Source organism: Brachybacterium squillarum M-6-3 (assembly GCF_000225825.1).
GTDB classification, from domain to species: Bacteria; Actinomycetota; Actinomycetes; order Actinomycetales; family Dermabacteraceae; genus Brachybacterium; species Brachybacterium squillarum.
Map to the genome: position 1 here is coordinate 510,858 of NZ_AGBX01000001.1, position 21,986 is coordinate 532,843.

The window sequence follows — 21,986 nt, forward strand, 5'->3', positions numbered from 1 at the left end:
GGCGCCATGCCCTCCCTGCTGCCCGACCCGGCCTACTTCGCGACCCTGCCGAAGGTGATGGCCTTCTCCGCCGTGATCCTGCGCGACGAGACCGGCCGGGTGCTGGTGGAGGACCCGAACTACCGCGATCACTGGCTGCTGCCCGGCGGCGGGGTGGACCCCGGGGAGGACCCCCGGCAGGCCGCACAGCGCGAGGTCCGCGAGGAGCTGGGCCTGGACATCGAGGTGGGCCGCCTGCTCACCATCTATTGGGTGGGCTCCCGGGTGGAGATCGGCGCCCCGATGGGCATGCACCTGATCTTCGACGGCGGCGTGATCCCCCGCGCCGAGCTGGAGGCCCGGGTGGTGCCGCAGGAGGCGGAACTCGACGACTGGGCGCTCATTGAGGAGTCCGAGCTGGAGATCCTCTCCCCCTGGGGCGCGGAGCGGGTGCGCCACGCCCTCGCCGTCCTGCGCGGCGAGGAGCAGCCGGACCTCTACACGACCCCCGGGCGGCGCTGAGCCCGGGCGCGCCAGCCCCGAGGAGGGGTCGAGACCGCCAAACCCCGACAGAAGCCTTCACACGGCTACTGGCCGGCGAGCCCCATGTTACTTCCACGCCTTGACACCACCACCCACACATGCACTAGCTTCTCCGATAGAGCTTCCGAAAACGCCAAGAAAAGTGGAACCATGATGAAAACTAAAGTACTGAGCGCCCTCCTCGCACTCATGGTCACCCTTAGCCCCGCCGTCGGCGCGACAGGCGAGGTCCGCCAACCCATCTCCACCTCATCGACGCCAGACACACAGAGTCCGAGCCCCGATGCGCCCGAACTTGTCAAGACCGTGCCGATGATCTGGAGCAAGGTCATCAGAGTCGCCACAAGCCGGGGGCATGCGAGGCCATCCGCGACGCCCTGAACAGGAACAAAGAACTACCTCCTGTCAAATGCAAGAAGCTTGGCAAGGTCTGGGTGGTAATCCCTAAATGATCGAACCTAATTTTGATCTTCCAGCATGGGCTTCGCACTGCCGAGATATTGCATCGGAGTTCGCGGCGCCCGGGCCCCTAAAGTACGTCGATCCAGAGGCTCCCTGGAGCAAGTTTTCTCTAAACTCGACGGAGACTCACATGCTCTCCACCTGGCGTAACGCCGAGTCCATCCCCGCCGCACAACTCCGCCAGTACGAAGCCTACCTAGGGGAAGGATTGTTGCGCGAGTTTTCGGGGAGGTGGGTTATCGTTGACCCTAAAGACGTTGGCCAACCCTCCCCTCCATCGACCCGAAGCCTAGGTATTGAGTATCCAGATAGCGGTTCGATCGACGTGGTGTCAAATTTTGTTCAGCACGCGTATCTGGCAAAAGTCGGAAACTTCTGGTCGCAGTACTTCGATATTAACAGAATGTTAATTTCATCCTAGTTTGTGATGAGTACCCGCAGGCACCGGCAGCTTCGTGGGACCTGCACCTGGCCTGACAACCAGCCGGCTCTGCGGCAACCAGATATATAGACCTTTTCCCTCGCAGTGGTATCCCCCGATAGGCTCGCCGTAACACCCCAGTCTTACACTGCCCGAAAGAGCCATTTTTGCTCCACTACTGCAAAATTCCGCGATACATAATCTGGCCACACGGAGATCACTGCCGCCTCTATCGACAGAAGCCACATCGTAACTTCGATGGTTGAACCCCGACGACGAGTCGATCAACTCATAGCCACGCGAAAAAACGCTACTGGACCCAGATCACCCGAATGAACGGGCGGTGGGCGACGTTTAGGCACGCCATTCGATGGCGCCCCGATGGGCACGCACCTGATCTTCGACGGCGGCGTCATCCCCCGCGCCGACCTGGAGGCCCGCGTGGTGCCGCAGGAGGCGGAACTCGACGACTGGGCGCTCATTGAGGAGTCCGAGCTGGAGATCCTCTCCCCCTGGGGCGCGGAGCGGGTGCGCCACGCCCTCGCCGTCCTGCGCGGCGAGGAGCAGCCGGACCTCTACACGACCCCCGGGCGGCGCTGAGCCCGGGCGTCAGCGCGTTGTGGCTCCCGCCGTCGTGATCTGCGCGAGCGCATCGGCCGAGGCCTCGTCGGCGGCGGTGTAGACGAACAGCGTCTGCCCCGCGTCGTCGGGCACCCCGAAGGCCTCCCAGTCGATGCGGAGGAACCCCGCCTCGGGGTGGTCGAAGCGCTTGGTGCCGCAGGTCCGGCCCTGCGGCCGGGGCCGCTCCCAGAGCCGGGCGAAGGCGGGGCTGGAGTCCTGCAGCTCGGCGACGAGCGCACGGATGCGGGGGTCGGCCGGGGCGGCGGAGGCCTCCAGCTGCAGCACCCCCACCAGGTCGGCGAGGATCTCCTCCCAGTCGAGGTAGAGGTCCCGCGCGGCCGGGTCGGTGGCGACCCAGCGCAGCAGGTTGCGGTCGTGCTCGGGGCGGGCGGGGAAGTCCGTCAGCAGCGCCCAGGCGGCGGTGTTGCCCGTCAGCACCTCCATCCGGGGGCCCAGCACGAAGGCGGGCTGGTGCTCGAAGGCCTCGACCATGCGGGCGATCCCCGGGCGCACGGTCGGCCGGTCGGGGCCCTGCGGCGCCGCGGTCCCCGCCTGGGCGAGGTTCCTCAGGTAGTCGTGCTCGGGGCCGTCCAGCCGCAGCACGCGGGCCAGGGCATCGAGCACGGAGCGGGAGGGGGTCACGTCCCGGCCCTGCTCGAGGCGGGTGTACCAGTCGGTGCTGACGCCGGCCAGCATCGCCACCTCCTCGCGGCGGAGCCCCGGCACGCGGCGGGCGCCGCTGCTGGACAGACCCGCCTGCTCGGGCGTGATCGCGGCACGCTTCGCGGTGAGGAAGTCCTGCAGGGCCTGGTTCTTGGGCATGGCCCTTCATCCCGCCTCGCGGGACCGGTGGAGGCTGGGGCCGGCGGAGGGTGGGACCGGCAGTCCTACGATCGAGCGACCCTGGCGCCGCACCGTCCCCCGGGTGTCGGGTGGGATGGTTCCGCGCCCGAGATCGAAAGGACTGCGCAGATGAGCATGCTGGCACTGGTGACCGGAGCCTCTTCCGGGATCGGCTTCCGCCTCGCCGAGGGGCTCGCCGCCCGCGGCTACGACGTGATCGGCGTCGGCACCAGCGAACGGGTCGAGGGCCTGCCCGAGCGGCTGCCCGGGGCGCGGGTGATCCCGGTGCGCGCCGACCTCACCACCCCGGAGGGCATCGACCAGGTCTGGGCGACGGTGGAGGCCGAGGGGCGCCCGCTGGACGTCGCCGCCCTGAACGCGGGGGCGAGCCTCGGCGGCGCCTTCCTGGACACGGACCTGGAGGACGAGCTGCACCTGCTGGACCTGAACGTCGTCTCCCAGGTGCGGCTCGCCAAGCGCGTGGTGCGGCAGATGGCGGATCGGCGCTCCGGCCGCATCCTCATCACCAGCTCGCTCTCGGCGACCACCCCGACGCCCTACGAGTCGATCTACGGCCCCACCCGCGCCTTCATGTACAGCTTCGCGCAGGGTCTGCGCGAGGAGATGCGCGAGTACGGCGTCAGCGTGACGGCGCTGCTGCCGGGGGCGACGGCCACCGAGTTCCACGACCGCGCCGGGATGCAGGCCACGAAGTTCGGCGACAACTCCTGGAAGAACGATCCGGCGCTGGTCGCCTCCCGCGGCCTCGAGGGGATGTTCGAGGGCCGGGACCACGTGGTCGGCGGCGATGCGGGCACGCGCCGCGCCGCCCTGGTCAACAAGCTGCTGCCCGAGGAGCGCAAGGCGCGCCGCTTCGCCCGCGGCGCCAAGCCAACCCGCTGACGGCTCAGCCCAGGTAGCGGCGGGCGGCGCGGCGCAGGGAGCGGCCCGGCCCGGCGCCCGCCGCGAGGTAGGCGCCGAGCAGCCCGGCCGCGCCGCCGGCGGCGATCATCAGCGGGTCCCGCAGCCGCCCGGCCCGCCCGTCGGCCGCCGAGATCACCGTGCCGAGGCTGACCAGCAGGGCGCTCATCGTAACCCCGGCGATCACCCGGTCGCCGGTGGACTCGATACGCTGCACGAGCGGTTCGAGGTCGGCGGGGTCCAGGCGGGCCCGCACGCCCTCCTCCTCGTAGTCCTCCAGCAGGGCCAGCAGCCGCTCGGGCAGCCCGGCGGCCGTGCGGGCGACGCTGCGCACCTCCCCCGCGGCGTGCTCGGCCAGGGCCTTCGGGCCCCAGCGGTCCAGCAGCGCCGAGTACCCCACCTCCTGCAGCACCCGGCCCAGGTGGAAGTCCGGGTCGAGCACGGCGGCGGAGGCCTCCAGCAGCACCAGCATCCGCAGCAGCAGCGCCACCGAGGACGGCAGCTGCAGCCGGTGGCGCTGCACCAGGGCCATGAGCTGCGAGAAGAAGGCACTCATCGACATCTCGGCGAAGGAGGTCCCCGAGACGGTGTCCAGCAGGGCGGCCACGTCCTCGTGCAGCCGCCGATGGCTCACCCGGCCGCGCGGCGGAGCCAGCTGCAGCAGACGCCGGGAGACCGTGTCCGGGTCCTTCGAGGCCAGCGACAGCACCAGCCACAGCAGCTGGGTGCGGGTGGCCTCGTCCAGCTCCCCGACCATGCCGAAGTCGATCAGCCACAGCCCGCCGTCCTCGCGCACGAAGAGGTTGCCGGGGTGCGGGTCGGCGTGGAAGAAGCCGTCCACCAGCACCATGTGCACGACGGTGCGGGAGGCGGCGTCGGCGAGCGCGGGCCGGTCGATGCCGCGCGCGTCCAGCGCCGCGGTGTCGGTGATGCGGACCCCGGCCACGCGCTCCTCGGTGAGCACCTGCGCGGTGCACAGCGCCCGGAACACGGCGGGGATGTGCACGGCGGGGTCGGTGGCGAGGTTCGCGCGGAAGCGCTCGGCGGAATCGGCCTCCACCGTGTAGTCCAGCTCGCGGCGCAGGGAGGTCTCGAAGGCCGTGACGATGTCCAGCAGGCCCAGGTCGCGCAGCGTGGTGGACTCGCGGACGGCGATCTCGGCCATCTCGTGCATCAGCTCGAGGTCGACCTCGACCTCCTCGGCGACGCCGGGACGGCGCACCTTGACCACCACGGCGGTGCCGTCGTGCAGGGTCGCACGGTGGGTCTGGCCCAGGGACGCGGCGGCCAGCGCGGTCGCCTCGAAGCTGCCGAACAGCTCCTCGACCCCGGCGCCGAGCTGCTCGCGGATCACCGCCTCGACCTGCTCCCCCGGGATCGGCGCGGTGCCGTCCTGCAGCCGCGCGAGCTCCTGCGCGTAGGCCGGGGGCAGCACGTCCTCGCGGGTGGCGAGCATCTGGCCGAGCTTGATGTACGTCGGGCCGAGGTCCTCGAAGGTGCGGCGCAGCCTCACGGGGCCGCTCTCGCGCTGGGCGGCGGTGCGTCCCGGCCGGTGCGGCAGGCGCAGGGCGGGCAGGTGGCCCCCGAGCAGCTGCCCGGCCGACTCCCATCCGTAGCGGGCGAGCACCTCGCCGATCTGCCTCAGCCGTTCCCGTCTGCTCAGCGTCATGGCGCCAGGGTATCCAGGCGATCCGGGCTCAGAAGGTCGAAGGAGACCCCGGTGGTGTCATTGCGTCGTAGCAACACTCCCGGTCGGCGGGGGTTCTGCATGAGGGGTGCTCGGGTGGTGCGGGCGGGGTTGTCGTTCTCGGATCGGTCGGAGATCTCCACCGCTTCGAAGGCGGGCTGGGGAGTGCGGACCGCCAGGTACGGAAGTCGCCGCCGATCCGGTGCTGCAAGCTCGCGTGGAGGCGGACCTGGTGGCGTCGTGGACGCCGAATGAGATCGCGGGCCGCTTGCGTCTGGAGGCTGCAGACCCGACCGTGGAGCGCATGGGCAACTCTCCCGACGCTGCGGGCCCGACCGTCTCTGGTGAGGCGATCTACCAGTACATCTACGCGATCCCCCGGGGCGAACTCGTCCGCCGCGGGAACTTCTTGCAGTCCAAGCGGACCACGCGGAGGCCCCGAACGACGGGCCGGTCCCGGGGCGGGCCGATCATCGGGATGGTCCCCCTCTCGGGGCGGGGCGAAGACGCCGCCGAGCGCCGCGTTCCCAGGCATTGGGAAGGGGACCTGATCATCGGGAAGAACGGTGCCTCCTGCGCGGCGACGCTGGTGGAGAGGATGAGTGGCTTCACCGGCCTGCTCGCCCTGCCCTCCAAGCACGCCGAACACGCGGCGGGTGCGGTGATCGAGTACTTCAACGTTCTGCCCGAGATGATGCGTGGCTCGTTGGCCTGGGACCAGGGCTCTGAGATGGACCAGCACGCGAGAGTCTCCCTGGCCACGGAGATGCCGGTCTACTTCGCCGACCCGCACTCGCCCTGGCAGCGACCCAGCAACGAGAACACCAACCGGCTCTACCGGGAGTACCAGCCCAAGGGCACAAAGATCCCCGACCACCAGCCCTACCTGACAGCGATCGCGGAGGAGATCAACAACCGGCCCCGCCGCCGACTGGGATACCTCACCCCCACCGAGGCCTTCACCCGGCTACTGGCCGGCGAGCCTCAGAATCTCCTATGTTTGTCAAGCGGCGAGTTGGGCGCGGGCTGCGGTGGTGAGGTGGCGGTAGATCTCGCGGGCGAGGTATCGCTTCAGGCAGCGACGAATTTCGCGGAGGGTGCGTCCTTCAGCAGTGCGGCGCTCGACGTAGGCGCGAGTTCTTGGGTCCATGCGCATGCGAGTGACGATGGCCATGTGGAGGGCGCGGTTCAGACGGCGGTCACCTCCGCGGTTGATGCGGTGCCGCACGGTGTTGCCCGAGGACGCGGGGATCGGGCTGGCGCCGGCGAGGCTGGCGAACGCAGCCTCGGATCTGATCCGACCTAGATGCGACCAGGACGTCAACGCGACGGCGGCGGTGACCGGGCCGATGCCGGGCTGGTCGAGCAGGCCACCAGCGGGGCTCTGGCGAACAAGGTCTGTGATGCGCTTGGTGATGTCCTTGAGCTCCTTGTCGAGCGCGGCGACCCGTTTGCCGAGCCTGGTGGCCTCGCCACGTGCGGTCGCCGTGGCGAGGGCTTCATCGCGGGCCCGCCATGCGGCAGTTGCGTCGATTTGGGCCTGGGTGAGCGGGCGGCGAGCGTCGATGCCGAGGTCGACGACGCGCAGCAGCGCGGTAAGCGCGTTGATCGTCGCGGTGCGCTCGGTGCTCATGTGGTCGCGGGAGGCGAGCAGCACCTTGACTGCCGCGCGGACCCCATCGTCGGCGCGCGGTTCGCGCAGCTGCGTCTCGTGCAGCGGGAGGGCTGCAGCAGCGATACGGCGTGCATCGAGCGGGTCAGACTTGCCGATCGCGCGGTTCGCGCGGGCGTTCATCCGCGGAGCCTCGACGACCGTGTATCCGTTGTCCGCGGCTACTGCGCGCAGACGAGCACCGTAGGTACCGGTGCCCTCGATCACCCAGAGCACAGTGACGTCACCGCCGGTGCGGCGCCCGGCCCACGTCACGGCCCGGGACAGGCCAGCGGCGGTGGCTGGAAACTGGGCCTCATCAACGATCTCGCCGGTCGGGCAAGCGAGTATTGAGACGGCGTGGTTGCGGGCGTGGGTGTCCACGCCGATGACGAACGGACGAGCATGCGCGACGATAGCCATGGCGATCGACGCTCCTCTCCTCGAGACGGACATGGTCACGGTCGCTGAACGGCCGGCGCCGGTCCGGGAAGAGGTCACTTCGGGGCGAATCTGTGATGGGCCACGACCCGAGGGTCGGGCAGTCTCCTGATGAGGTCACCGAGGTGGGCCGGACGGCGCCGGCTGCGCCGCACCGAGCGGACAATTCAACGGGAAGACACCGCAAGCTGCGGGCCAATTGCTTCGAGAGTCACACCCGGTTCGACACGACCGGTATCCATCCTGACCAGCCGATCCCAGATCAGCCAGAGCCAGACTCACAGACGGCCTCGGTGCCGCCGTTGCTCGCGCCGTCGGTTTCGAAGTAGGCCAGGAACGCTGTCCGCCAGCGGCGCAGGGTCTTCCCGAGTCTGGCGATCTCGGGGATCGGGCAGGACGGCAGGGAGGCGATGAGCCTCTCGGCGAGCTGTCGCCCTCGTGCGGGTGTGGGCTGGTGGAAGACGTCGCGGAGGTCTTGGGAGCAGTGGTAGGCGACCTCGACCGCGACATGATCGGGATGCGCCGCGAACGCGCTGGCCAGCCGAGTCTGCTGGCGCGGGGTGAGGCGTTCGCGCCCCGCGCGGAGGATGTGGCGGATGCCGTAGAGGGGATCTCCCTTGCGGCCGCGGTGGCCGAGGGTCTCCTGCTGGATCCGGCGGCGAACGTCATCGACCGCCGCCCCGCCGAGCTTGACGATGTGGAAGGCGTCCAGCACGCAGGTCGCATCTTCGAGCTGGTCATCGATCGCGTTCTTATATCCCTGGAACGGGTCCAGCGTCGCGATCTCGACCTTCCGGCGGAACGTCTCGCCCCGCTTGTCCAGCCAGTCTCGGTAGGCCTTGCCGGATCGGCCGGGGACCAGGTCCAGCAGCCTGGCGGTGGGGTGGGGTCCTCGGGTCAGGTCGACCATCCCGGTGAGCTCCTTCGGGCCGCGCCGGCGCGGGTCCCGGTGGTGCCAGATGTGCTCGTCCACGCCCAGGACCTGCACTCCCTCGAACCGGGACGGGTCGTTCGCAGCCTCGATCAGGAGTGGTCGGACCTGGGACCAGACCGTGTTCCACGTCGTGCCGAGCTGGCGAGCAAGGCCCTGGATCGTCGCTCCCTCGCGGCGGAGCTGACCGATCGCCCAGCGGATCGCGCGCGTGCTCAGCAGGCCCCGCGGAGCGCAGACCTCCGGGTCCTGCTCCACGAACGAGACCACCTCGCAGATGCCCTCGTGGCAGATCCAGCGGCGCTTGCGCCACCGGATCCGCACTGGACGGCCCGCCCAGGGCGCATCGATCACCTCGACCATCACTCGGCCGTGACCAGCGGCGATGACTCCGCAACCCGGGCATCCGGCCACTGGATCGCAGGACTCGACCTCGAGCACCAGGCCCGTACGGCCCTTCACCACCGAGGCCAGATGGAGGCTGGGGAAATCGAGGAGAAGATCGCAACGGTCGCAGCGGCCGAGCGCGTCAGAGCAGGCGCACGTAGAGTTGGGCATTGTCGAGGTCCTTGAGATCAGCGGGGGTAGAAGTCCGCTCATCATCGAGGACCTCGACGTCTATCCCCAGCGACCCGACGCCACCGGCGCGCCCACACTCAACTCTGAAGAGCCCGATAAGCGGACGGTGAGACGGATGAAGGGTGTTCAAGCAGTTCAACGTCGCCGATTTCCCTCTGAGACACGTCGGATCCCCATTCCCCAGGTACGTCACGCCAGCGCTTTCAACGCGCCACCGGCCTTCCGCAATGCCCGCCGTCGATGTAGAAGGCCCATTGGCTACCCTCTCGGCCCGACTTCCACGCCGTTGAGCACGAACCAAAGCACAGAGCGGTCGCCACAGTCCCGACGGATCAACAGGCTTCAGATCATGTCGTGAAGAGGCCCAGCCTGCGCAGATCCAGGTAGAGTGCAAGACACTGCACGCCAGGAGCTCACCAGGGGGAGCTCACTCTCGCCACTCGGCGGCAGCGAACCGGGCTGGCTCGCCGCAACTTCGCATCGCAGAAGGAAAGATGCCGCATGGAGGTGTTCGACAACGTCTCTCAGCTGTGGGGCGACGATCTTCGCTCGGAGCTGAAGCGTTCTTCGAAGGTGCGCATCGCCGCGAGCGCCTTCTCGATCTTCGCGTTCGACGCTCTTCGCCAGGAGCTGGAGGGCGTCGACGAGGTTCAGTTCCTCTTCACATCACCGGCGTTCCCGGGAGAGGCATCGGCCGGCAAGGAGAGGCGCCGATTCGGGGTTGACCACTTGAACACGACGGAGTCCCAGCTACTCGGCACCGAGTTCGAGCTCCGGCTCCGTAACGCTATGACCCAGCGATCGATCGCGCGCGAGTGCGCAGAGTGGATACGGCGCACCGCCCGATTCCATGCCAGCACCACTCCCGGCGAGCAGGAGACCCTCACCCTCGACGATTCAGTGCTCTACACGGGGTTCAGCGGCTTCACCGCCCCTGACCTGGGATACGGGGGCAGTGGCCGAGCCTCGCGCTACATCATCAAGGATGATTTCCCGCAGAACACCGCACGTTTCCTCGATCGCTTCGAGCAGCTGTGGGCAGATCCGGAACGATCTCGCGACGTCACCAAGGAGATCACGGACCTCGTCGCGACGGTGTTCGCCGAGAACTCACCTCGGCACATCTACTTCGTGATCCTCTACAACATCTTCGCGGAGTTCCTCGAGGATGTGCTCACCGATGCGATGCCTGACGACCGCACCGGGTACCGGGACTCCGTCATCTGGAAGGCGCTCTACAACTTCCAGGAGGACGCTGCAACAGGAATCATCAACAAGCTCGAGCGCTATAACGGGTGCATCCTCGCCGACAGCGTGGGACTCGGGAAGACGTTCACTGCACTCGCGGTCATCCGGTACTACGAGCTGCGCAACAAGGATGTCCTCGTCCTCGCGCCGAAGAAGCTGAGCGACAACTGGACCACGTTCACCCAGAATCGGCGCTCGAACCCCTTCGCCGGCGAGCGGTTCCGGTACGACGTGCTCGCACACACAGACCTGCAGCGCGAGCGCGGCTCCTCGAACGGCATCACCCTGGATGATTTCAACTGGGGCGCCTACGACCTGGTCGTCATCGACGAGTCCCACAACTTCCGCAACGCCGTCCACCACGAGGACCGCGAGACCCGCTACGACGCCCTCCTGCGCAAGGTGATCCGGGAGGGAGTGCGCACGAAGGTCCTCATGCTCTCGGCCACCCCGGTCAACAACCGGTTCACGGATCTCCGTAACCAGCTGGCGCTCGCCTATGAGGGAGACACGGAGCGGTTCACCGCGAACCTCCCGATCGACACGTCGCTCGACGAGGTGTTCCGCGACGCGCAGGCCGCGTTCTCAGCCTGGTCGAAGCTGCCTGCCGAGGAGCGCACCTCGGCAGCGATCCTGGAACGTCTTGACCTGGACTTCTTCTCACTACTGGATGCCGTGACGATCGCCCGCTCGCGCAAGCAGGTCGCGAGGTTCTACGACACGAGTGCGATCGGAGCGTTCCCTGAGCGTCGGCCACCGGTCTCGGTCTCGGCGCCATTGTCGCTACGCGAGGATGCCCCGGGCTTCGAGCACATCGCCGCCCAGCTCGATACCCTCACGCTCGCGACCTACACCCCACTCGGGTACGTGCTCGCGAGTCGCAGGCTGAAGTACGAGGAGCTGTACGGCAATGTCGGTGCCGGCCAGAACCGCCGCAGCGGAAGCGTTGCAAATCTTGGCGCGCACTCGCGCGAGCTCGGCATACGGCGGCTCATGACCACAAACCTCCTCAAGCGCCTGGAGAGTTCGATCGAGGCCTTCAGGTTGACGCTCCGAACGGTTGCACGGCGTATCGACGAAGATCTGACCGCCCTGGAGCAGGGCCGCGCCGTGGAAGACGACTCCGAGGCGATCGAGAACTGGGACGACGAGAGCGAGGAGACGGAGCTGACCGCCACCGTCGGTTCGACCGTCGCCATCGACATCGCAGATCTCGACGTGATCTCCTTCCGCCGCGACCTCGAGACGGACCGTGACGTGATCCGCGACCTGCTCGCTGCTCTCGAACCGATCGACGCCGACGGCGACGAGAAGCTGCGTGAGCTGATGCGGGTGATCGATCAGAAGGTGAAGGAGCCGCTGAACGAGGGCAACCGCAAGGTGCTGGTGTTCTCCGCCTTCGCGGATACTGCGGAGTATCTGTATCAGCACGTTGCTCCAGCACTCGAACGCGGAGGATTGAACACCGCGCTGGTCACGGGAACGCGAGCCCCGAAGAACACCCTCGGGCCCGGCCTGGACTTCTCCTCGACTCTCACGCTGTTCTCCCCTCGTTCGAAGAAGCGCGACGTGCTCATGCCGGAGGAGACGCGGGAGATCGACGTGCTCATCGCGACGGACTGCATCAGCGAGGGGCAGAACCTGCAGGACTGCGACATGGTGGTCAACTACGACATCCACTGGAACCCGGTGCGGATCGTGCAGCGCTTCGGGCGTGTGGACCGCATCGGGTCGACGAACTCGACGATCCAGTTGGTGAACTTCTGGCCCGATGTCGACCTCGATCAGTACATCCATCTGGTGGAGCGGGTCGAGAACCGGATGCGGATCACGGACATCACCGCGACCGGTGACGACAACGTCCTGGAGCCCGCTGACAGCGAGGACGTCGCGTATCGTCACGAGCAGCTGCGCCGTTTGAAAGACGAGGTCATCGATCTCGAGGATGTGCGTGGCGGCGTCTCGATCACGGATCTCGGGCTCAACGATGTGCACCTGGATCTCCAGGCCAGGCTCCGCGAGGACCCCTCGATCGCTGACGCACCCAAGGGGCTGCACGCGGTGGTGCCCGCCGATCCCGCCTCCGGACTCGTCCCCGGGGTGATCTTCGCGCTGCGCAATGTCCGAGCCGATGGGACGTTCCAGCGGGGCAACCGACTGCACCCGCACTACCTGGTCTACCTCGATGAGCAGGGGAACGTCGTCACCGCGCACACCGAGGTGAGGAGGCTGCTCGATCTACTGCGCTCCGCGTGCCGGCGGTACGACGATCCGCTGCCCGAGGCTTTCGAGCCCTTCAACGAGGCGACTGCTGACGGCGCCGAGATGGACGGGTACTCGCAGCTCCTCACTGCCGCGATCGACTCCATGGCGCACCGCGAGGAGGAGGACCTGATCGGCAGCCTCTTCACCGCGGGGCCGACGGCACAGCCCACGCCAAGCCTCGGCGGACTCGACGACTTCGAGCTGACGGCGTTCGTCGCGGTCGTCGACCCGGTACAAGGAGGCAGCGACGCACGATGAGCGATGCTCGCCCCACGGCACCCGGCCAGGCGTTGGTCCGCTGGCCCGTTTCTGCACGTATCGACCGGGTGGTCCCGAAGCGTACGCTCGCCTCCGCTGCGTCGACTCCGGCGGCAGTGCGCCAGAAGTTGACGGACGATGTGGAGCACGTGCGCTGGCTGTTCACCTTCTCGCCCGCGCTCACGACTCTTCCCGGCACACCGGAGGTGCCGGAGTTCGTCGTCATCGGGATCGAGCTGCGAGCAGGCGACCTCGACGCCGGCACGTTGGAGGTGCTGGACCGATCGATGCCGAGACGAGTGATCTTCGAGCTGTCCCGCACGGCCAGAGAAGGTCAGGAGCACCGCATGGCGGCATTCCTCAGCGCACGCGGGCCAGGAGGTCGAGGCCAGTACGTGACCTCCGCGTGGGTCCCGGCCGAAGCGCCCCGGGCTCCCCTGCCCGCAGCGATCGATCTCGAGGCGCTGTACTTGGCGGTTCTCGAGCCGCTGCTGCCCGCCCCGCGCGTCCCTGGCTCTCGCGTGTCAGAGGTGGCTGAGAGAATCGAAGCCATTGCGACGCTCGATCGCAGGATCACCGCTCTAGAGCGCAAGATCCAGCGTGAGGTGCAGTTCAACCGACAAGTCGCACTGCGCCAGGAGCTGCGTGAGCTGCAGCGCGAACGCGATGCACTGTCCTGATCACTCCCCCGTCCGCTCCCACCGAAGGAAACGCATGGACCACTTGAGAATGCACTCAGCAGACCTCACGGCGCGCAACATCGACCAACTGGCCGAGCTTTTCCCAGCCGTGGTCACGGAGACCCGGGACGAGCTTGGCGAGGTGAAGCGAGCGATCGACTTCGACCTGCTGCGTCAGGAGCTCTCCGATCATGTGGTGGAGGGGCCCCAGGAGCGGTACCAGCTGGACTGGCCTGGGAAGCGGGAGGCGCTGTTCGCGGCGAACGCCCCGATCGCGAAGACCCTGCGGCCGCAGCGCGAGGAGTCGGTCGACTTCGACTCCACGAAGAACCTCTTCATCGAGGGCGACAACCTGGAGGCTCTCAAGCTCCTCCAGGAGAGCTACCTGGGCAAGGTCAAGCTCATCTACATCGATCCTCCGTACAACACAGGTCATGACTTCGTATACAACGACAGCTTCGCCCAGAGTAGTTCGGAGTATCTCGAGCGGTCCGGCCAGAAGGACGAGTCTGGCGCGGGCCTCAAGTCCAACCCCGAGTCCAATGGCCGCTTTCACTCGGACTGGCTGAGCATGATGTATCCACGCCTCAAGTTGGCGAGAAACCTTCTGCGAGATGACGGCGTTCTGGTCGTTTCGATCGACGAGAATGAGCATGCGCACCTCGTGGAGCTCGGTCAACAGATTTTTGGGCTCGACTCCTACGTAGGGGAGATCGTTCTCAAAAATTCCAGCAAAAACGACCAACGCTTCATTTCTATTCAACACGAATATATCGTGTTCTTCGTGAAAAGCAGGTCAGTAAACGGCGGACAATGGACCGAGCGAAAGGGTGGACTCGAGGACATATATCGCGCATTCGCCAATCTTCGCGCCAGACATGGCGACGACTGGGATGCCATCCACAAGGGTGCGCAGGCATGGTATAAGCAATTCTCTCCGAGCGACCCCATCTACGGAAGTAAGCACTACTCCTGGATGGATGAACGAGGAGTGTATTTCCCGGCCGACATTTCCGGACCAAACGACGGTCAGTACGTCTACCCGGTCATCCATCCAGTAACCGGGGTGCCCGTCAAGGAGCCCAGTCGAGGCTGGGCATTCCCCGAGTCGACAATGGACAGAATGATCGCCGAGGGCAGGGTGCATTTTGGCCCCGATCACCACGGGGTACCGAAGCTTAAGACATATCTCAGCGGAACAGAGGATCAGAGCCTCACAAGTGTACGCTTCGTGGACGGACGTGCGGCCTCTAAGCGACTTAGGCAACTATTCGGCAATAAGGTATTCACGAACCCCAAAGACGAAATCCTGCTTTCCGACATCTATGCCGCCCTCGGGGTTGGCGATTCGGATATTATTCTGGACATGTTCTCTGGGTCGGGATCTGCGCTCCATGCCGCATGGGAATTCGGCAAGAAGAATGGGCGACATCCGCGATTTATTGGAATTCAGATTGCAGAGCATCTGCACGACTCCCTAAAGACGGCTCAGGGTGCGGCGCGACAAATCACAGCAAACGCAATAAATATGCTCGAGGAGCTCGAGAAACCTGCCGTCGTTAGTGAGATAGCAAAACAAAGACTTCGTGTCGCAGGAAGGCAAATTGGTATTGACTCGCAAGTCGACACTGGATTCCGGTCTATGAAAATAGATACGACGAACATGGCAGACACACTCCGGGTACCAGATTCGCTCGCCCAAGGCGAGCTCACCGGACTGGTAGACAATGTGAAGCCCGGCCGCAGTGGCGAGGACCTGTTGTTCCAGGTCATGCTCGACTGGGGGCTCGAGCTCAGCCTTCCCATCGCCCGGGAAGAGATCGACGGCCGCGAAGTGCTCAGCGTGGACGACGACGCGTTGCTCGCCTGCTTCGCACAAGACGTCATCCCTACGCTGATCACCTCGTTGGCAGCACGGAAGCCACTGCGCGTGGTGTTCCGCGACTCTGCTTTCGTGACCGACTCCGCACGGATCAACGCAGAACAGGTGTTCGCCGAGGTCTCCCCCAGCACTGACGTCAAGGTCATCTGAGCTATGTCCGCATCCGACACTTCCTCCTCCCCGCGCCCCGAGGACCTCCTGGACGGGCTTCTCGTGGCGTGGGAGGGTGAGGTGCTCGAGTGCAAGCACGCTGAGAACTCATACGACCTGGACAAGCTCGGTAAGTACTTCTCCGCGCTCAGCAACGAGGCCGCCTTGCACGGCATCCAGAGTGCATGGATGCTGCTGGGAATCGACGACCGCTCCCGCAGCGTCGTTGGAACCCGTGCGTTCTCTCGGCCAGGACAGAGCAACGACCTCAAGCAGAAAATCGCCGAGCACACCAGCACAAAGGGCACGTTCCGTGGCATCCACGAAGTACACCACCCAAAGGGTCGTGTACTGATGCTCGAGATCCCCGCAGCACCACGGGGTCAAGCCGTTGCCTGGAAGGGTCACGCCTACGGCCGTTCCGGAGAGAGCCTCGGTGCGCTTCCACTCGACAAGTTCGACGAGCTGCGTGGCCACGACCCTCGCGGTGACTGGACCGCTCAGACAGTCCCTGACGCCACCATCGCGGACCTCGACCCCGCCGCTCTCGCAGCAGCCCGGGAAGGCTTCTCCAGCCAGCACTCCATCCCTCGAGAAGAGATCGATGACTGGTCAGACGACGAGTTCCTGGCACGCGCCCATCTCACTCAGCAAGGGAAGCTCACGCGCTCCGCGTTGCTCCTTCTCGGAGCCCCGTCGAGTGCAGGCCTTCTCACCGGCGTCTCTGTGCAGATCAGTTGGGTGCTCGACGCCGAGGAGCGCGCCTACGAGCATTTCGGCCCACCGTTCCTGCTCAACACCACGAAAGCCTACGAACGCATCCGCAACTTCCAGGTGCGAATGCTTCAACCCGGCACCCTGATCCAGACGGAGGTGCCCAAGTACGACAGAGACGCTGTCCTCGAAGCGATCCACAACTGCGTCGCCCACGCGGACTGGGCGTCCGGCGCACGCATCGCGCTGCGCGAGCATTCGGACCGCATCGTGCTCGAGAACGCCGGCAGCTTCATCGAGGGGGCCAGCGTCGAGGATTACGTGATAGGTCAACGAGTCCCGAGCAGGTACCGCAATCCGCATCTCGTCGAGGCTATGGTCTCGCTGAACATGATCGACAGCATCGGATACGGGCTTCGCCGCATCCACGACTCACAGCGCAAACGGTTCCTCCCGCTGCCCGATTACGAGTTCCCGCGTGACAACGAGGTGCGGACTACGATTTACAGCCGCGTCATCGACCAGAACTACAGCGAACAGCTAATGGCCCACACGGACCTCGACCTCGCTGACGTACTCGCACTGGACAGGGTGCAGAAGGGGCTTCAGATAGCCACCGAGGCCCGCGCTCGGCTCCGTCGCGCACGGCTCATCGAGGGGCGGGCACCCCACGTCCGCGTCAGTTCGACAGTAGCGGTCGCCGCAGGCACCGAGGCGGAGTACGTTCAGGCACGCGCCACTGAGAACGCGCACCTGGCCCAACTGGTCAAGAACCTGATCACGCAGTTCGGGCCCGCCTCACGAAAGCAGATCGATCGCGTGCTGGACAGGTACGTCGACGAGAACCTCACCGAGAGTCAGCGCCGCGCTCGCGTCTCCAATCTCCTGACACGCATGCGCAAGGCGGGCACGATCCACAACGCTGGTTCGCAGCAGCAACCTCGCTGGGTCCTCGGTCCTGAGCCGCCGGACACTCAAACATGAGGAAAACAAGAAGGCACCTCCTTCTCACTGGCCCTCCTGCATCACCCCAGGTCAGCATGTTTTCACCCTTGCGCTGACGCAAACATCCACCGCTACGCAAGGCGGTGTGACCCACGTTCCTCACCGCCGCTCCCACGCTCCAAGGATCCCCGTGAAGCTCCAGTTCAAGCACCAGCAGTACCAGACCGATGCGGTCGACGCTGTCGTCGACTGCTTCGCCGGGCAGCCCCGCAGCGACGGCGTCAGCTACCGCATTGACCCCGGCGTGCGCCGCCAGCAGCGCACCGGCGACGACTCCGGATTCCGCAACGAGAAGATCGCGCTGAGCGACCGGGAGCTCCTGGAGAACATCCAGGCCGTTCAGCTCGACCCGCGCCGCAACCTACCTACGAGCAAGAAGCTCGAGTACAGCCCCGCCGCACCGAGCGCACCGAACCTCGACATCGAGATGGAGACAGGGACCGGCAAGACCTACGTCTACATCAAGACGATCATGGAGCTGCACCGGCGGTACGGGTGGAGCAAGTACATCGTCGTCGTCCCCTCCGTCGCGATCCGCGAAGGCGTCATGAAGACGTTCCAGATCACCGGCGACCACTTCCAGCAGGAGTATGGCACCAAGCCCCGTGCCTTCGTCTACGACTCCAGCCGGTTGCACGAGCTCGAGGCCTACAGCTCCGACGCCGGAGTGCAGGTCATGATCATCAACATCCAGGCCTTCAACGCAACCGGCAAGGACAACCGGCGGATCTACGACGTGCTGGACGATTTCCAGTCCCGCCGGCCGATCGACGTGATCTCCGCGAACCGCCCCATCGTCATCATCGACGAGCCGCAGCGTCTCGAAGGCACGGGCAAGAAGGTCTCCAAGTCACTCGAGGCGCTCTCCCGGTTCAATGCGCTGTTCGTGCTGAGGTACTCCGCCACCCACAAGGTGCAGCGCACCCTTGTGCACCGGCTCGACGCCGTGGATGCCTACAACCAGAAGCTCGTCAAGCGCATCGCCGTACGAGGTATCACCGTGAAAGGCCTCGCCGGAACGGACGCGTACCTGTACCTCGACTCGATCCAGATCGCCGCCGGGAAGAACCCTCGGGCGCGGCTGGAGCTCGAAGTCCAGTCGAAGTCCGGTGCGATCACTCGCAAGGTCAGGCTCCTGGACTACGGCAGCAACCTGCACGACGTCTCCGGCGGGCTGGAGGCATACTGGGGGCTTTTCATTCGGAGCATCGACGCTGTCCACGACACCGTGGAACTCAGCAACGGCGATGTGCTCGAAGCAGGTCAGCTCTCCGACCGCGACAGTAACGAGGGGGCAAAGCGCCGCATCCAGATCCGAGAGGTCATCGCCGCTCACCTTGCCAAGGAGCGGATGCTCCACCCTCAGGGCGTTAAGGTCCTCTCCCTGTTCTTCATCGACGAGGTCGCGAAGTACCGCGACTACACCAGGGAGGACACCCTCGGGGAGTACGCACGCATCTTCGAGGAGGAGTACGTGGCCGCCGTGTCCGAGCTGCGCGAGCAACTGGCTTTGGACGGCTCCGAAGCGGGGTACCTCTCCTTCCTCGATCGAGATGAGGCCGACGATGTTCACGCCGGGTACTTCTCCGTCGACAAGAGGACCAGTCGCCTGATCGATCCAAAGGTTGCTGGGCGCGGCGAGGACAAGGGCCTCGCGACCGACTGCGACGCCTACGACCTCATTCTGCGGGACAAGGAGCGGCTGCTCTCCCAGACCGAGCCCGTCCGCTTTCTGTTCAGCCACTCGGCTCTGCGAGAGGGCTGGGACAACCCCAACGTCTTCACGATGGGGATGCTCAAGAAGTCGGACAACACCGTCTCCCGCCGCCAGGAGATCGGCCGCGGGCTCCGCTTGGCGGTCGATCAGACCGGCGAGAGGATCGACCATCCCTCCATCGTGCATGACGTCAACGAGCTCACCGTCGTCTCCGATGAGTCATACACCGACTTCGTCAACGGACTGCAGAAGGAGATCTCCGAGTCCCTGACAGCACGCCCACGCAAGGCCACCGCCGCCTACTTCGCCGGGAAGGCGTTGTTGCACTCGAAGACGAACGAAGAGAAGGTCATTACGGAGCAGGATGCGAACCTCATCCACCGCTGGTTGATCCGCCACGACGTCATCGACGAGAACGATCACCTCACCGAGAACTGGCACACGCGCGATAAACTCGATCCGATGCCCTCCCTGCCCGAGGGACTCGACGAGTACCACTACCAGATCGCTGACCTCATCGATGCCCTGCACCGTGACGTCCCGGTCGCAGAGAACAGTCGCCGCACCAAGCAGATCCCTCTGAACGAGTCCCTCTTCCGCGGAGAACAGTTCCAGGGGCTCTGGCAGAGGATTCGACGACGCGCCGCCTACCAGGTCGACTTCGACTCCAGAGCACTCATCGACTCCTCGGTCACGGCATTGAACTCCTCCCTGCACGTCACCCGGATGAGCTACACCGTGAACACTGGTGCGCAGAAGGAACAGCTCGAGGTCGAGGACGTCGACAGCGGTCGCAGCTTCACCGCAGGTCGTCATCGCACCCTCCTCGAGACGGCCACCGTCGCGTCCCAGGTGCAATACGACGTCATCGGAGAGATTGCCGAGCGCACCCAGCTCACACGCCGCACCGTCGGATCGATCCTCTCCCGGATCGAGGCCTCCATCTTCGCGAAGCTGCGCCAGAACCCGGAGCAGTTCCTCAGCGAAGCAGCCCGTCTCATCAACGAGCGCAAGGCGGAGCTGATCCTGCAGAACCTCAGCTACTCCCTGCTCGAGGACGAGTTCGGGGATGAGATCTTCACCGCCGACACCACCAAGCACGATTTCTCGAAGGCGACGCCGCTCACCCGGCACGTCTACGAGTACGCCGTCACGGATTCGCAGGTCGAGAGGGACTTCTTCACTCAGCTCGAGCAGAGCGACGAGGTCGCGGTCTACGCCAAACTCCCCCATGGCTTCCTTATCCCCACCCCGATGGGTGACTACAACCCGGACTGGGCGATCGTGTTCCAGGACGGCGCCGTGAAGCACGTGTATTTTGTCGCGGAGACGAAGTCGACGCATGCCGGGGACCAGCGGCGCGTGCTCGAGAACTCGAAGATCACCGCCGCAAGGAAGTTCTTCCGGACCCTGAATGCTGTCTCCGGCTCCGAGGTCACGTACGACGTGGTGACCGACTACGACGACCTCATCGCCCGGGCAGCGGTCTGAGGAGATCTAGGTGATGCTGCGACACAGTCATCCCGATGCGCATGACGTTCTGCGGTCCCTGCGCCGGGACATCGAGGAAGAGCATCCCTCTGAGAAAGCGCGTGTGCCTGCACCAAAGCCAGCCCGGCCCGGCCGGACACCACCGAGCCCTGGTCGGGAGCCTCTGCGCGAGCGGCCATCCCGGAGCCAGGACCTTCCCAGCTCGCAGACGAGGCATCCCGAGAAGGCGCTCGAGGCCAGCGGAACCACCTCGCGCATTGCGGCGCCCAGGCCCACGCAGACTTCCAGGGCCGCGAAAAGGCCAGCACTTCGCCCCCGCACTGGCGATCGGCCTCTCACCGCCGAGCAGAAGAAGGCCCAAGCGCAGCTGGCTGCAGAGACACGTCGCGCTGAAGCATCCGTACCCTCTGACCTGCTCGCGTACATCGACCTGAAGCTGCGCACCAAGAAGAACCGCCTGGCGGGAGTATCCGTTACCGTCGCCCGGGAGGCGCTGCTCCGCGTCGTCGCCGCAACGCACACCCGAAAAGTCCCCTACTCCGAGATCCCTGTACTGCTGCGACGGGAACTGCGCAGAGAGCTTCCGAGCCAGACGGCGACGCGTACGGCAGAGCGAGTCCTCACGATCGTCGAGCCCTATCAGCTCATCCCCCAGCGCCCTTCATCGACTCCTTGGCAGAAGGCGAAGGCGGTCCCGTGCCGGAATGACATTCCCGCTCCCCCGAGGTCCAAACCCGCGACGAGGGCAACAAACACGACCCTGGATATTTCCGAGCACGAGCTCCCGAAGGATCCCTCCACGCTCTATCGAATGCTACGCGAGACCGACCTGGCTCGAGACTTCGGATACGGCGTCATGGTCCTCACTGATGTCTTCCGGGCACTCCATGCCGGGCAACAGCCACATGTCACCGGCGTGTTCCTCGACGCTTTGGCGAACAGGTTCGCGCTCGTCGTCACCCCTGAAGGGCTGCGGGAGAGTCGGAAGGACTTCGACCGTGCCAATGCTGCGCTGGAGGACGTCCAGAACCTTCCCACCACCAAAGGCATCGTCCTCACGGACCGAGGCAATCGACTGATGGCCTGGCGGATGGATCACGCCACCGCTGAATGCGCGAGCATCGAGATCAACGCCCTCAGCTCGTATCTGACCAAGGGTCTGCTGCCCTCCGTGAAGTACGAGGTCGCAGGAAGGCGCGACGGCTCGGCAGGGGCTGGCCTTCGGGACCTTGCCGGATTCGCCCGGAACCTCCGCACGCGAGAGTCCCGGTTGCGCCCGCTGGCAGTGGACGGCTCCGGGAGCACCACGCGCGAGTGGACGGGGAAGCAGTTGCGGCGCATGGGCCACAAGAATGCCCACCGCGTCCGTGAGCATCTGCGTCTGATCCCGACCACCGGCGAGAGGACCGTCGTCAGCGAGCACTCCCGATACGGGGTACCGGGCTGGACGGAGACGACGCTGAAGATCCGGTTGCTGTGACCTCACGCCCCGAAGCT

General features: G+C 65.8%; 12 protein-coding genes and 2 pseudogenes. 10 read left to right on the top strand and 4 right to left on the bottom strand.

Features of this window, described 5'->3' with window-relative positions; all coding sequences use genetic code 11:
* Positions 1 to 6 precede the first annotated feature (6 nt).
* Both OM98_RS02385 and OM98_RS02395 read left to right on the top strand, forming a co-directional pair.
* Positions 7 to 501, top strand: a complete 495-nt coding sequence (locus OM98_RS02385) for an NUDIX domain-containing protein (protein WP_010532966.1) — start codon at positions 7 to 9, stop codon at positions 499 to 501.
* A gap of 1,285 nt (positions 502 to 1,786) precedes the next feature.
* Positions 1,787 to 2,005, top strand: coding sequence for an NUDIX hydrolase (locus tag OM98_RS02395; protein ID WP_010532968.1), 219 nt, complete (start codon positions 1,787 to 1,789; stop codon positions 2,003 to 2,005).
* Positions 2,006 to 2,014: 9 nt separating this feature from the next.
* Here the strand turns inward: OM98_RS02395 and OM98_RS02400 are convergent, their stop codons facing one another.
* Complete coding sequence (locus OM98_RS02400) at positions 2,015 to 2,848, bottom strand: helix-turn-helix transcriptional regulator (RefSeq protein ID WP_010532969.1); 834 nt, start codon at positions 2,846 to 2,848, stop codon at positions 2,015 to 2,017.
* A 150-nt stretch (positions 2,849 to 2,998) separates the two neighbouring features.
* Between OM98_RS02400 and OM98_RS02405 the strand changes: the two genes are divergently transcribed.
* Entirely contained in the window at positions 2,999 to 3,772 is a 774-nt protein-coding gene (locus OM98_RS02405) for an SDR family NAD(P)-dependent oxidoreductase (RefSeq protein WP_010532970.1), read from the top strand.
* 4 nt (positions 3,773 to 3,776) lie between these two features.
* Here OM98_RS02405 and OM98_RS02410 read toward each other — a convergent pair whose 3' ends face one another.
* Complete coding sequence (locus tag OM98_RS02410) at positions 3,777 to 5,459, bottom strand: ABC1 kinase family protein (protein WP_010532971.1); 1,683 nt, start codon at positions 5,457 to 5,459, stop codon at positions 3,777 to 3,779.
* A gap of 114 nt (positions 5,460 to 5,573) precedes the next feature.
* On the opposite strand from OM98_RS02410, the pseudogene OM98_RS14395 reads away from it, so the two are divergent.
* Positions 5,574 to 6,462, top strand: a pseudogene (locus OM98_RS14395) (IS30 family transposase); the annotation flags it as partial.
* 18 nt (positions 6,463 to 6,480) lie between these two features.
* Here OM98_RS14395 and OM98_RS14970 read toward each other — a convergent pair.
* Together OM98_RS14970 and OM98_RS02425 are read right to left on the bottom strand one after the other, a co-directional pair.
* Complete coding sequence (locus tag OM98_RS14970; protein WP_010532973.1) at positions 6,481 to 7,551, bottom strand: IS110 family RNA-guided transposase; 1,071 nt, start codon at positions 7,549 to 7,551, stop codon at positions 6,481 to 6,483.
* A gap of 301 nt (positions 7,552 to 7,852) precedes the next feature.
* Positions 7,853 to 9,058, bottom strand: a pseudogene (locus OM98_RS02425) (ISL3 family transposase); the annotation flags it as partial.
* Positions 9,059 to 9,580: 522 nt separating this feature from the next.
* Between OM98_RS02425 and OM98_RS02430 the strand changes: the two are divergent.
* The 6 genes from OM98_RS02430 to OM98_RS15425 all read left to right on the top strand — a co-directional run bounded on the left by OM98_RS02430 (position 9,581) and on the right by OM98_RS15425 (position 21,969).
* Positions 9,581 to 12,850 (top strand): helicase-related protein, encoded by a 3,270-nt coding sequence (locus OM98_RS02430; RefSeq protein ID WP_010532975.1) that lies wholly within the window; start codon positions 9,581 to 9,583, stop codon positions 12,848 to 12,850.
* On the top strand, positions 12,847 to 13,530 hold the full coding sequence (locus tag OM98_RS02435; RefSeq protein WP_010532976.1) for a DUF4391 domain-containing protein: 684 nt from the start codon (positions 12,847 to 12,849) through the stop codon (positions 13,528 to 13,530). Before OM98_RS02430 ends, OM98_RS02435 begins: the two co-directional genes overlap by 4 nt.
* Positions 13,531 to 13,564: 34 nt before the next feature.
* The gene (locus OM98_RS02440; protein WP_010532977.1) at positions 13,565 to 15,562 is read left to right on the top strand and encodes a site-specific DNA-methyltransferase; all 1,998 of its coding nucleotides are present in this window, start codon (positions 13,565 to 13,567) and stop codon (positions 15,560 to 15,562) included.
* Between the two features lie 3 nt (positions 15,563 to 15,565).
* Positions 15,566 to 17,260, top strand: coding sequence for an ATP-binding protein (locus tag OM98_RS02445; protein WP_010532978.1), 1,695 nt, complete (start codon positions 15,566 to 15,568; stop codon positions 17,258 to 17,260).
* 151 nt (positions 17,261 to 17,411) lie between these two features.
* Positions 17,412 to 20,489: a type III restriction-modification system endonuclease gene (locus tag OM98_RS02450; RefSeq protein ID WP_010532979.1), complete on the top strand. Its 3,078-nt coding sequence runs from the start codon at positions 17,412 to 17,414 to the stop codon at positions 20,487 to 20,489.
* Positions 20,490 to 20,499: 10 nt separating this feature from the next.
* The gene (locus OM98_RS15425; RefSeq protein WP_139017546.1) at positions 20,500 to 21,969 is read left to right on the top strand and encodes a hypothetical protein; all 1,470 of its coding nucleotides are present in this window, start codon (positions 20,500 to 20,502) and stop codon (positions 21,967 to 21,969) included.
* The last annotated feature ends 17 nt before the right edge of the window (positions 21,970 to 21,986 follow it).

Excerpts from the sequence above, each read along its gene's own strand:
- OM98_RS02410 (WP_010532971.1), bottom strand. The coding sequence starts at position 5,459 with ATGACGCTGAGCAGACGGGAACGGCTGAGGCAGATCGGCGAGGTGCTC.
- OM98_RS02435 (WP_010532976.1), top strand. The coding sequence starts at position 12,847 with ATGAGCGATGCTCGCCCCACGGCACCCGGCCAGGCGTTGGTCCGCTGG.
- OM98_RS02400 (WP_010532969.1), bottom strand. The coding sequence starts at position 2,848 with ATGCCCAAGAACCAGGCCCTGCAGGACTTCCTCACCGCGAAGCGTGCC.
- OM98_RS02405 (WP_010532970.1), top strand. The coding sequence starts at position 2,999 with ATGAGCATGCTGGCACTGGTGACCGGAGCCTCTTCCGGGATCGGCTTC.
- OM98_RS02430 (WP_010532975.1), top strand. The coding sequence starts at position 9,581 with ATGGAGGTGTTCGACAACGTCTCTCAGCTGTGGGGCGACGATCTTCGC.
- OM98_RS02385 (WP_010532966.1), top strand. The coding sequence starts at position 7 with ATGCCCTCCCTGCTGCCCGACCCGGCCTACTTCGCGACCCTGCCGAAG.
- OM98_RS02440 (WP_010532977.1), top strand. The coding sequence starts at position 13,565 with ATGGACCACTTGAGAATGCACTCAGCAGACCTCACGGCGCGCAACATC.
- OM98_RS02445 (WP_010532978.1), top strand. The coding sequence starts at position 15,566 with ATGTCCGCATCCGACACTTCCTCCTCCCCGCGCCCCGAGGACCTCCTG.
- OM98_RS14970 (WP_010532973.1), bottom strand. The coding sequence starts at position 7,551 with ATGGCTATCGTCGCGCATGCTCGTCCGTTCGTCATCGGCGTGGACACC.
- OM98_RS02395 (WP_010532968.1), top strand. The coding sequence starts at position 1,787 with ATGGGCACGCACCTGATCTTCGACGGCGGCGTCATCCCCCGCGCCGAC.